Raw genomic sequence first — 12,840 nt, 5'->3', positions numbered from 1 at the left:
GCATGAAGATTGAGGGACACGGACAAGCAAAAATCCTTACTCAAGAGGAAATCGAACTGTTATTTAACGATGGTTTGCAGACTCATCGCGATCGTGCTGTGTTCGGTATTTGCCTCTACGCCGCCTGCCGAGTAGCGGAAGCGTGCAGCCTCAGAGTCATCGATGTTTTTACCCCGGCGGGTGTCGTGCGGTCTGAAATGGTCATTCGCAAGGGCAACACCAAAGGCAAGCTCGGCACTCGGACTATCCCGATTATTCAAGATTTGAAACTGCTGCTAGAAACCTATAAGCATCCCGATCACCCCTACCTGTTCCCCAGCCGCCACCTCAACCACCGCTGGAAGCACATGAATCCAGAGGCAGCCTCTGGCCTGGTGGCGGCCAGAACAAGTCAGAGGAGCGATCGCGGAACTTTCCATGATTTCTTACCGCGTTGGCAACGGTCTGCTAGTTTATTTGTGATATGACTGAAATATAAGAAGGAAGTAAGCTAACTCACTATGAGGTTATGAAGCAATGAATGTTAACAGCGCCGCTCAACTTCTGCAAACAGGCTTTCGCACAGCACTAGGGGCAAGCAGCGCGATCGCGGAACTGCTCCATAACCCGCAAAAATTAGCAGACATCCTCACCAACGGGCCGCAATCCTCACCAGAGCAACTGCTCCAAGACCTTGCTGCCAGAGGTGAAAGCATAGAACAAGAAGCACAAAAATTTGGTGAAACCTTTTTATCGGGCGGCAGTAATCATTCAAAACCTCCGCAATACATTGAACGAGCTAACGAACAGTGTTTTCTGCAACCCTACGACATCAAAGGCACAAACCTCTATGGATTTGTGTTAGAAAGTTCTTTGCACCAACTCCAGAATTTGTGCGACAAATACCTCAATAATTTAACCAGCCCACAAATCGAGTATCGACCAGCCACACACTATATCCTACTAACCTTTGGAACTATAGACTCCCTTGCTTCTAGAGACAAGCCAGATCGCGACAGAGGTTATATTGACGAGCAAGAAGTTGTGATTTGGGTCTTGACTATGGTCGGGAAACAATGTGGCCCAGTCTTTAAAATAGACCGCTTTGCTTGGTTCGTCCCCTACATATTTGTCAGCAACTCACCGGCTTTAGTTTCAGGTCGTGAGGTGTACGGCATCCCGAAGGAAATTGGCAGTTTCAAAATTCCCCCAATTAGTCAGTTCCAAGAACCCTTCAGTTTGCACACTTATACGTGGAAAACTTTAACGGCTCAAACAGAAGCCCAATGGGAGCAGCTCATCAGAATATCATCCAAAAATAAGGTAGAGAGCGAAAGCCAATTGCCTAAAACCTGGGCTAGTTATTCTGAAGCAGTAACTAACATCACGCACTTACTTTTCGAGAACGACGGCCTCATTGAAGTTCCCGGCTTGGGGCTGCCGCTCAATCTCTTGAATTACCTGCTCAATGCAGAAATTCCTGTAGTCATGCTCAAGCAGTTTCGCGATGAACAAAACGGCAAAAAAGCTTGCTATCAATCTATCGTAGAAATTCCCATGAAAGTGTCAAAATTTCATGCAGGATGCCTTTTGAGTTTTGATTCATTGGGTTCTCAGTTCGATGTGACATTCTACGATTTTGCCAGCCACCCTATTGTTAAGGAACTTGGACTATATAAAGGTAGTACACAACCAGAACAACCAGTAAACATACAGCCGAAGTTAGCTTTCTGGCTCAACTTTGATTTCACAGTCGAAAACGGTACTACTGTTTGGAAAGCGCATTCTTAGGTAATTTTTTCTGTGAGTAAAATTGTACAAAAGCGTACAATAACTTGCCATTTTGGCATGACACCATTGGCTGACCACCTCCATTTTCAATGGATGTACTTTTCCAAGTAGAGAATCTACTTAATAAACACATGACATCAGCACCACAACTCAAAAAGATTGCCATTTTGGGAGGGGGAGTAGCCTCCCTAACCACAGCTTTTGAACTCACCAGCAAACCTGGATGGAATGCCCTCTACGACATTACCGTGTACCAACAGGGCTGGCGTTTGGGAGGTAAGGGCGCATCAGGACGTAATGTGGAGGCGAACCCACCGTACCATGAACCAACCTACCGCATTGAAGAACATGGACTGCACATTTTCTTTGGATTCTACGAGAATGCTTTTCGAGTGATGAAGCAGTGCTACGATGAATTAGGAGAAGATGGCCCATTTTTGAGCATTGAAGATGCCTTTAAGCCTCACAGTCTGATAGTTCTTGAAGAATATATTAACGGTCGGTGGGTTCAATGGCCCTTCAACTTCCCCACGAATAAATTGCTTCCTTGGGAAGGAGGGGGCTATTTCTCGATGTGGGAGCATATCTGCTCCCTGATTAAATTAATGTATGATGGATTTGAAGGTTCAAATTCTTTAAAATCTCAGTGTTCAGTTAACAGATTATCCAGTAATCAGCAAATCCCAAACTGGTTAGAACTTCTTGCCAAACAGATAGATATTGGCACAGAAACTATTAAACTTACGTCAGAAATTGCACCGCTTCATCTTCCCGACCAACTGGTTCAGCTACTTCTCAATGAACCAGGTCGCTGGTGCTTATGGTTGGAAAATGCGATGAAACAGATAGGAACTACCTTAGACACGATTGATTTAACATCAGAAGGAACATTTCTCGATCTGGCTTACAAGTTAGCAAAATCAATGCCGGACGATACCCGCATTCACCGCCCCGAACACCACAGGATCATTCTTAAGCTTTTAGAGCGATTTATGCAGCGGTTGAAAAGCTTGATAGAATCAGAAATTGAGCAAGACGACGATACATTTCGGCTGTTAGTTTTGTTAGATTTAGCATTTGCCAATATTCGGGGACTCTTTTCAGAAGAAATAATTTATTCTGGTTCTTTAGACTCTTTAGACGAGTATGATTATAGAGAGTGGCTGCAAAAACACGGCGCGCTTGAAACCAGCATCAATTCAGCATTTATCCGCGTTTTGTACGACCTTGTTTATGCCTTCCCAAAGGGGAACGTTCAGCAACCCAGACTAGCAGCAGGAACGGCTATCCGCATCCTAACAACCGTAATTTTCCAGTACAACGGAGCGATTATGTGGAAAATGCAAGCTGGTATGGGAGATACGATTTTTGCTCCGCTTTATAAAGTGCTGAAACGTCGAGGTGTCAAGTTTGAGTTTTTCCATCGCGTGAAACAGTTGCACCTCGACGATTCGCAGCAGTCGATCGCTAGCATTTCTTTGGGACGCCAGGTGAATCTCAAAGAACCGGAAGGGGAATACGACCCGCTGATTAAAGTTAAGAGACTTCTCTGCTGGCCGAGCCAACCCCTCTACGAGCAAATTGTAGAAGGTGAAGAACTTCAGCAACAGCAGGTAAATTTGGAGTCTTTCTGGACTCCGTGGCAAGATAATGAAACCCCTGTCACTCTCAATGTTGGAGAAGATTTTGACTTGGTAATTCTCGGCATTTCTTTAGGAGCTTTACCCTTTATCTGTAACAACTTGATTAATGCTGAAAAAAATCCCGCTCATCAAAAATGGGCAAATATGGTGAATCAGATCGAAACAGTTCCCACTCAAGGCGGGCAGTTGTGGCTTAAATCTAATTTACAGCAGTTGGGATGGGCTGGGGGCAGTCCTGTGGTCGGTTCTTATGTAGAACCCCTCGATACTTATGCCGATATGAGCGATTTGATCCAGCGCGAAAATTGGTCTTCTGAACATTATCCCTACAATCTTGCTTATTTTACAGGCGTAATAGCAGACTCAGGAATTCCTCCCAGCAGCGAGCGCGATTTCCCAAAAAGGGAACAGGAGGAAGTAGAAAAACAGGCTATCAACTTCCTTGAAAACCACATTGGTCACCTGTGGCCTCAAGCCACCACTCCAGAAAATCCTCAAGGTTTAAATTGGGATTTGCTTGTCGATCTCAAAAACCAGCAGGGACAGAAACGCTTCTATTCCCAATACTGGCGAGTTAACATCGATCCTTCAGAGCGTTACGTGCTCTCGGTTCCCGGAAGTACCAAGTATCGGCTCAAAACTGATGAGTCTGGCTTCGATAACCTCTACTTGACTGGCGACTGGATCGACAACGGTTACAATTCCGGCTGTGTCGAAGCAACCGTTATGTCAGCGATGCAGGCTGCTCGTGCTATTTTGAAACAAATTTTTGGAATTGAGTATGCCAAAAAAATTATTGGCGAGAGGGATTCCTGGTTGTGAAAGCTGTATGAGGGATGCAAGCTCGCGAGCGCAAATAAACATTGCATCTCCAGAAGCAATCAAACTCTTGCGAGCCGTTGCACGCGAACCCATCCTAAATACGCAATTTTTTTAATGCAGTACAGCTTAGTAATGACGAATTACAGTAATATCTGCGAAAAAACAAGAAAGCTGAAGTCTAATCTGTATTGGCTTTCCGATGTCTAATACCATCAATAATTAAGTTCGCTAAAAACTTCACAAAATATGCTAAATCTGCCGGGTTACATAAATTTGAACAAAATCAATGAAGGAGTCAAAACAGTTGTTTATCGGGGGCTGAACGTTCAGAACCAACAACCTGTTATTATTAAGCTGCTCAACTCTGAGTATCCCCTTCCTATTGATGTTGCTAATTTAAAGTATCAATATGAAATTACCAAAAACTTGAAGCTATCAGGAGTGGTTGACTCCTTGAATCTGGAAAGATACCGGAATAGCTTTGCCTTAATTATGGAAGATTTTGGCGGTAAATCTTTAAATTACATCCTTCCTGCTCTCAAGAACAATATAATCGGTTTTTTGAGAATAGCAATTCAGTTAGCTGAAACTTTAGGTCAATTGCACAAACAGCAGATAGTTCATAAAGATATTAAACCGAAAAACATTATTATCAATACCGAGACTTGGTTAGTTAAACTTACAGATTTTAGCATTTCTTCCCGCCTGAGCAGAGAAGACCAAACAATTAACAATCCTAATGCTCTAGAAGGCACATTAGCCTATATATCCCCAGAGCAAACTGGTAGGATGAATCGGTCGATCGACTATCGCACTGACTTTTACTCCTTGGGTGTAACCTTTTATGAAATGCTGACAGGTTCCCTACCTTTTACAGCCACTGACCCAATGGAATTGGTTCACTGCCATTTAGCAAAACAACCAGTTCCGCCGATTCAGTTAAATCCCGAAATTCCCTCATCAGTTTCTGACATCGTACTCAAATTATTAGCCAAAACTGCCGAAGAGCGATATCAAACTGCTGACGGAATAAAAGCTGACTTAGAAACTTGCCTAACCCAGTTACAGGAAAGGGGCACAATTACCCATTTTACTATAGGAGCCAAAGATTTATCCAATCAACTGCTAATCCCGCAGAAACTCTACGGTAGGGAAGAAGAGGTAGCTGCATTAATGGAAGCCTTTGAGCGAACCAGCCTCGGTACAGCAGAAATAATGCTGGTTTGCGGTTATTCAGGAATAGGCAAATCTTGTTTAGTGAATGAAGTTCACAAACCGATTGTAGCCAAGCGCGGATATTTTATTGCTGGTAAATTTGACCAGTTTAAGCGCAATATTCCTTATGCTTCCCTGATTCAAGCTTTCCAGTCCCTGCTGCGCCAACTATTAACAGAAAATTCTGAAAAAATAGCTGTTTGGAGAGAAAAACTTTTAACGGCACTGGGTCAAAATGGCTCTCTGATTATTGATGTTATCCCAGAAGTAGAACTGATTATTGGCGATCAGCCAGAAGTGCCACAACTGAGTTCGTCTGAATCTCAGAACCGCTTCAATCGCGTTTTTCAACAGTTCCTCAGAGTTTTTTGTCAACCTTCTCACCCCCTGGTGCTCTTTTTAGACGACTTGCAGTGGGCTGATTCAGCATCACTAAAATTAATCCAAATGCTGATTGGCGACTGTGAGAGTCAATATCTGTTAATTATAGGAGCGTACCGAGATAACGAAGTCAGTTCAACTCATCCCTTAACTCAGACATTAGAAAAGATTCGATCAAGTAGGGCAACCCTCAATAATATTACTGTTAAAGCTTTACAGCTAAACCATGTCCAACAGCTAATTGCCGACACCTTTCATGAATCTCCACTCGCGGGCCGTATAAAATCTTTCTCAGAACTACTTTTCAACAAAACCCAAGGCAATCCCTTCTTTTTGACTCAACTACTGAAAGTCCTGTTTTCAGAACGACTGCTAGCTTACGACACTTTTAGCGGTATTTGGCACTGGGACATCGAACAAATTCAAAGCATTGGCATTGCCGATTACAATATCGTTGAACTGATCGCCAAAAATATTCAAGAATTACCAGACTCAACCCAAAAACTCTTAAAATTGGCGGCTTGTATTGGCAGCAATTTTAATTTAAGCATTTTAGCAATTGTCAATGAAGAATCAGAATTAAGGACGGCTTCTCAGTTGTGGCCGTCACTTCAGTCCGGTCTAATTTTACCTCTGACTGAAAACTACAAAATTCCCCTAATTTTAGGACAGGAAGAACTGGGCGAACTTATCCTTAGCGATTCTATAGTTGAGTATAAGTTTTTGCACGATCGCGTGCAGCAAGCCGCTTATTCTTTGATTCCAGAGCAGGATAAAAAATCGACTCACCTGAGCATTGGCAAACTACTGCTGCAAAAAACTAGCCCGGAAGATAGAAAAGAAAATATCTTTGCTTTGGTCAATCAACTAAATTTTGGCACTGACTTAATGATTGAGCAAATAGAAAAAGATGAATTAGCTTTCTTAAATCTAATTGCGGGTCAGAAAGCCAAGGCAGCGACCGCTTATGAATCTGCTGCCAAGTATCTGAATATTGGTCGAGAGCTCCTTACTGCTAATAGCTGGCATGATGAGTATGAATTGACTCTCAATATTTATGTAGAAGCAGTAGAAGCCGAGTTTTTAACCACTAATTTCGAGCGAGCGGAAATACTAGCCAACTCTGTTTTACAACAGGCAAAAAATCTCCTTGACAAAGTGAAAGTATACGAGCTAAAAATTCAATCTTATATTGCTCAAAACCAGCTCATCAAAGCTATTGATACGGGTTGGGAAGTTTTGGCAATGCTGGGCGTGTCTCCCAGGTTGCTAACAGACCCGAATGCCGCAGTGAAATTGCCTTCGCTGACCGACTTGCAAACGGCTCCCGAAATGACAGATCCTGATAAGCTGGCGGCGATGCGGTTGCTGATGACTATCTCGGCTCCCGCTTCGATTGCCAATCCAGAGATGGTTTTGCCGATCGTACTGACTCAAATTAATCTCTGCATTGAAAACGGTCATTCAGCGCTAGCAGCTTACGCCTACAGCATTTATGGCTTGCTGCTATGTGCAGCACTGGGAGAAACCGAAACAGGATATTATTCGGGTCAGATCGCTTTGAAGCTATTAGAGCAATTTAATGCTAAAGAACTCACAGCTAAAGTTTACACTCTGTTCAACGTTACTATCAGGCATTGGAAAGAACACGCTAGGGAAACAATAGATGCTTTGCAATTCGGGGTTCAAAGCGGTCTGGATACTGGAGATGTAGAATATGCTGGCTATTGTGCTTTGAACTCTTGCGCTCATATATTTTTAATTGGAAACTACCTAGACTCTGTAGAGTCGCGCCAAGCTTATTACCTCGATTTATTGCTGAAACTTAAACAAGAATTTGGCATCTACTACGTTAAGATATGGAGGCAGTTAGTTTTGAATCTATCGCGACCTACTGCTGACAAATGTTGTTTGATTGGCGAGAGCTTTGATGAAGAAGAAATGCTGCCGATATTAGAAACAGCAAATAATCAGTTATCCCTTTTTGCTACATATCTTGCTAAAGCAATTCTGTCTTACTTATTTAAAGAGTTTGCTGCTGCTATTGAAAATGCTTCAATCGCTGAGAAATACAAAGCCTCAGCACCTGGGCACATGACGGTTGCTGTCCACAATTTCTACTATTCGCTAGCTCTTCTGGCTCAGTATCCCAATGCCCAATCTCAGGCTGAATCTGGGAGTCAGTATGCCAATGCCCAATCTCAGGCTGAATTTGGCAGGGAGGGAAAGCGACAAGAAGCTTTGGCTATTGTGGAGTTGAATCAGGAAAAAATGAAGAACTGGGCCGATCGTGCTCCGGCTAATTATCAGCACAAATACGAGCTAGTGGAGGCAGAAATAGCGCGGGTGAAAGGGCAAAATTGGGAAGCGATGAAGTATTACGATCTCGCCATCGCAGGAGCTAGAAAACAGGGGTACATTCAGGAGGAAGCTTTAGCTTACGAGCGGGCGGCTGAATTTTATTTAGCAGCCAGAAGAGAAGAGATTGGTCAGACTTACATGGCATCAGCCTACTACGGCTACGCTCGGTGGGGAGCGAAGACTAAGGTGGTAGATTTGGAGTCAAGATATCCGCAACTTCTTTCTTTGATATCTGCTACTGGGAACACCAGCATTGAGGGAACCATCTCTACAACAACTACAACAGCTACAAATAGTAGCACAAGTAACTCTTTCCTCGATTTAGCAACAGTGATGAAGGCTTCGCAAGTTTTAGCGAGCGAAGTTGTTTTGAGCAAATTGCTAGAAAAATTGCTCAAAATTGTGATGGAGAACGCTGGCGCACAAAGCGGTATTTTGATTTTAGCAAAAGATGGCGATTTGCTCATAGAAGCATCTGGTTCGGTTGAGCTAGATGAGGTAATAGTGCAGCAGTCCCTCCCCATCGCTTTCAGCCCTGATTTGCCCCTATCTGTAATAAATTATGTAGCACGAACGAAAAAAGATGTTGTTTTAAATAATGCCGGGAAGGATGAATTATTTAAAAATGATATTTACATTGTCAAAAATAATCCCCAGTCTCTTTTATGTGTTCCTATCATTAATCGCGGCAGTTTAATCGCTCTGCTTTATTTGGAAAATAATCTGGTAACGGGTGCTTTTACAGAAGAACGGCAGGAAGTTTTAAAGCTTCTTTCTACTCAGGCTGCAATTTCTTTAGAAAATGCTTTTCTTTATAAAAGTTTGTCGGTAGCTAATGAAAACTTGCAGGAGTACAGCGAGACTTTAGAGGTGAAAGTGCAAGAGAGAACGCGGGAAGTTACAGAAAAAAATGCGCTCCTCAAGCAGGAAATTAGGGAGCGTATTTCTACTGAATCGGCTTTGAGGCAGTCAGAAGTGCAGTTAAAAGAACAAGCAGTTCAGCTAGAAATTGCTCTGATCGAATTGCAGCAGACTCAGGCTCAAATGATTCAAACTGAAAAAATGTCAAGTTTGGGACAGCTAGTTGCAGGAATTGCTCATGAAATTAATAATCCGATTAATTTCATTTATGGCAATCTTACTCACGCAACTGAATATATGCAATATTTGCTGCAAATAATCAATATTTATCAGCGAACCTACCCGAATCTTACTCCTGAATTGGCAGCAGTAACAGAGGAAATTGAACTTGATTTCCTCCAACAAGACTTGGTTAAAATTTTGAAGTCCATGAAGGTGGGAGTTGAGCGCATCCGCAATATTGTGATAGGTTTGCGGAATTTTTCGCGCCTTTCCGAGAGCGAGATGAAGCAGGTTGACATTCACGAAGGGATTGAGAGTACGCTGCTGATTTTGCAACACCGCTTGCATCCAACGGTACAGTTGGAAGATGGAGACGAGCGCGGTGAGGTTGTCGGCATTACGGATAGAGAAATTCAAGTTATTAAAGAATATGGGAACCTGCCTTTGGTCGAGTGTTATGCAGGTGAACTCAATCAGGTGTTTATGAATATTCTAGGCAATGCGATCGATGCGCTGGCACTGCTGGATAACCAACAGTGCCCAACACCTGCGATTCGGATTCGCACAGAGGTAAAAGGCACTAGCGCGATCGTCTCAATTGCGGACAATGGACTTGGAATGAATGAATCAGTCCGCCTGCGGGTATTTGACCCCTTCTTTACAACTAAGCCTGTAGGTTCGGGGACTGGTCTGGGCTTGTCTGTTTCGCACTCAATTATTGTACAAAAACACGGTGGCAAGCTAACGTGCATTTCAGCACCGAGGCGGGGAGCTGAGTTTGTTATGGAGATTCCGCTGTCACAGAGTATAGAATAGTTAGTTGATTTTCTGCACAAAACTAGCTTAAACTTTACATATCTATGCGGTGTAGATGATTAACGGCAAACGTTCAGCCGATCGTCGTCGGGCAAAGAAGAAGGCAGAATATGAAGCTAGTTGAACGAAAAATCATCTACATTGGGCTGAGATTGACGACCCCAGTTTCAAAGCAAAGAATCTCTACAAGACGAATCACCGTAGTCAAAAAGTAGCCGAATAATGGCTGACTGACTGCGAGAAAAACACTATGGTTCGCTTGTTTTTGGCTCATACTTAGTTTAATGAGCAAAGACAAAGGTCTTTGAGCCCTGATTTGTGAGAATTTCTAATCATTGAGTGGGTGCACCTACAAAAACCTGCTTTTAGGAGAATTCAAGAGCGATGTGGCTAAAATACGGTGTTGCTCCCAGCGGCGAGTTGGCGGGCATAGATGATGTTGCGCGCGGAAAAACTAACCTCGCGTGTCTCTACTGTGGCGGTTTCCTCACGGCAAAAAAAGGCTCTGTGAAAGAGCATCACTTTTCTCACACACAGGAAACTTGCAAACCGGTCACTCAGAGAATCAAGACCAAAACATTTCCCGCGCTGCCCCTCTATGACAACTTTCATGTGCAACTCAAGGGTGATGAACTCGAACAATTAAAAGTGCTGTGGAAAGAATACGGTGCACGGGATTACGCTATTCCCAAAGATTTAATCAGCTTTCGGTGGGAACTCAAAGGGTTGGTGGAGTCGGAGGGCGTTCGCACTTATCAGTTCACTCATCTCGGAAAAATCCCGGTGGGTGCGCTTCCCCTGGCGTTGTTCAATCGAGTTCAGGAACCTTTGCTGCTATCGGAGTTGACGAGATTGGAGAACTCTGTGGCGGTGGCGGTCGCGGCTAAACTTTCCTGTGCGGGCGAGAGATTGGCTGACTTACAGATTTATCGATCGCAGCTTCGACGGATTCTCATCAATTCGCTGTACTTTCTTGAGGTGAAAGCTGACGGTCAAACGTTCTACAAGATTGGTGTTACTACTCGTCAGATTGAGCAACGTATCGCCGAAGTGCAGCGGGATATGCGATCGCATTATTCGGATGTGGTGGTAAACCTGCTGGGATTGTGGAAACACCGGGGGAATGTGGAACTGTATTTTAAGCACCGATATCAGCCTTTTAATTATCGGATTGGGAAGCTGACCGAGTATTTTGTTTTTCCCAATGTCAAGCTCATTTTGAATGATTTGTATGAGATGGAACCCAAGGTGCTGAGTGATGTTGAGGTGGATGCGCTCGGTGGCTACTGATATCAAATCTAGTTATAATTATGAATAAGTTTCCTTTGTCTGCCACAACAATCGATAAAATAGCACATTTGAGCCGCACAAAAAACTGGCTCGTTCTCATTATTGCGGAACATAAGATATTAAAAAATATAATTTACACAATTGAACTTTCATGCAAAAATCTGACAAAATATCAAATAATACGTCTAAAAACCATGTGGATTTGGTAGAGGAAGCTAATCTTTTACTGTCCGAGGGTGATTTAGAGGGTGGCACTACTCTATTTGAACAAGCAAGCCAGCTAGCAGAAGAAGCTGGAGAGTTTATTCAGCAAAGTGCCATCCTTAACAATTTAGCTTTAGTGCAAGAGCGTTTTGGTTTTGGTATTGCTGTTCGACTAAAATGGACTTCAAGACTTCGTACACGGACTACTGTATAATTATGTGTTTTACGCTATGCAAAACGAGCTAGATGCCATCCTTAAACGTATCGAAAAAGAAGATTACAGTCAAGCCGATGTTGAAAAGCTCGCGCTTGCATATGAAGAAAGGGCAGTTGCGATTGCAGGCGATGCTAACAACTCCGTCATCATAACTGGCGATCACAACAAGATATCTTATATTTTACCTCCTGAAGTTATCGCTCAAGTTATCGATCACCTGAATAGGCCGAATAGGCCGAATAGGCCGAAAGAAAACAGATTTTACAAATTTACTTCATTCTTATTTCTGCTTATCGGTTGGGTATTTATAAGTATCTTAATTTCATTTCTTTATCGGAATATTACTTCTATTACAGCAAGTATTTTGGGGAATATAATTGTAAGATTTAATCAATTAATTATTATTTATTACCAATTCATTATTATCCTTATAGGGATTTGTATGATACTTCAATTTAATAGTAGACGATTGTGGTCAAAAACTCTTCTCTTGCCAATCTGGTTTATTATTTTTCTTTATTGCTATCAATTTTTGCTGGCAGTGATTTTTGAGTATCTGTACATAATTACATCTAAAAATAGTGTTTATGGCTTCGGAATAATTCTGTTTACTTATACAATTATAGGATCGTGCTACATTCAGTTGAAGAGCATAAAAATCATGGAAAATTTATTATTTTGCATAGTATGTCCTTTCTGGGCTGTTTTTCAAACTCATATCTATTTTATTCAGAAAATTATCAACTACTTTTTTAATAGTAGATAGCTATGAATAACCTATACAAAGACTTACATTCTATGAAGAATAGAAAAGTAATTAGAGCTGGCAGAATAATCGATCGCGTGCTAAGTGGTGAAAGGTTATTAGATCGCAAGATCGAAAGTAAAGTGCAAGGTAAACAGGTAGAAATTGACCGCCTTTTCTGTTATTGCGAGTGGCGATCGCTTTACTGCTACTGGCGGCAAAGTGAGCGGCATTATTAACGCTGGCAATAATAATCTAAACGTCATGTGTTAAAAGCAGTGCAGCAAAAATTG

The 12,840-nt window shown here is 42.5% G+C and carries 8 protein-coding genes; all 8 read left to right on the top strand.

Annotation, left to right across the window (positions count from 1 at the left end):
* The first annotated feature begins 2 nt into the window (after nt 1-2).
* The 8 genes from K4039_RS08695 to K4039_RS08660 all read left to right on the top strand — a co-directional run bounded on the left by K4039_RS08695 (nt 3) and on the right by K4039_RS08660 (nt 12,786).
* On the top strand, nt 3-467 hold the full coding sequence (locus K4039_RS08695) for a site-specific integrase (RefSeq protein ID WP_265234760.1): 465 nt from the start codon (nt 3-5) through the stop codon (nt 465-467).
* A 49-nt stretch (nt 468-516) separates the two neighbouring features.
* Entirely contained in the window at nt 517-1,770 is a 1,254-nt protein-coding gene (locus K4039_RS08690) for an acetoacetate decarboxylase family protein (protein ID WP_265234759.1), read from the top strand.
* Between the two features lie 131 nt (nt 1,771-1,901).
* Nucleotides 1,902-4,235 (top strand): NAD(P)-binding protein, encoded by a 2,334-nt coding sequence (locus K4039_RS08685; protein ID WP_265234758.1) that lies wholly within the window; start codon nt 1,902-1,904, stop codon nt 4,233-4,235.
* Between the two features lie 273 nt (nt 4,236-4,508).
* Nucleotides 4,509-10,091, top strand: coding sequence for an AAA family ATPase (locus K4039_RS08680; RefSeq protein WP_321161586.1), 5,583 nt, complete (start codon nt 4,509-4,511; stop codon nt 10,089-10,091).
* Between the two features lie 384 nt (nt 10,092-10,475).
* Nucleotides 10,476-11,381, top strand: coding sequence for a GIY-YIG nuclease family protein (locus K4039_RS08675; RefSeq protein ID WP_265234756.1), 906 nt, complete (start codon nt 10,476-10,478; stop codon nt 11,379-11,381).
* A gap of 151 nt (nt 11,382-11,532) precedes the next feature.
* Entirely contained in the window at nt 11,533-11,799 is a 267-nt protein-coding gene (locus tag K4039_RS08670; RefSeq protein WP_265234755.1) for a hypothetical protein, read from the top strand.
* Nucleotides 11,800-11,815: 16 nt separating this feature from the next.
* Entirely contained in the window at nt 11,816-12,568 is a 753-nt protein-coding gene (locus tag K4039_RS08665; protein ID WP_265234754.1) for a hypothetical protein, read from the top strand.
* 2 nt (nt 12,569-12,570) lie between these two features.
* Nucleotides 12,571-12,786: a hypothetical protein gene (locus K4039_RS08660; protein ID WP_265234753.1), complete on the top strand. Its 216-nt coding sequence runs from the start codon at nt 12,571-12,573 to the stop codon at nt 12,784-12,786.
* Nucleotides 12,787-12,840 lie beyond the last annotated feature (54 nt).

Source organism: Lyngbya sp. CCAP 1446/10, assembly GCF_026130175.1.
Classification (GTDB): domain Bacteria; phylum Cyanobacteriota; class Cyanobacteriia; order Cyanobacteriales; family Microcoleaceae; genus Microcoleus.
Note: the sequence above shows the minus strand (reverse complement) of the source record. Positions and strands in the feature narration are given on the sequence as shown.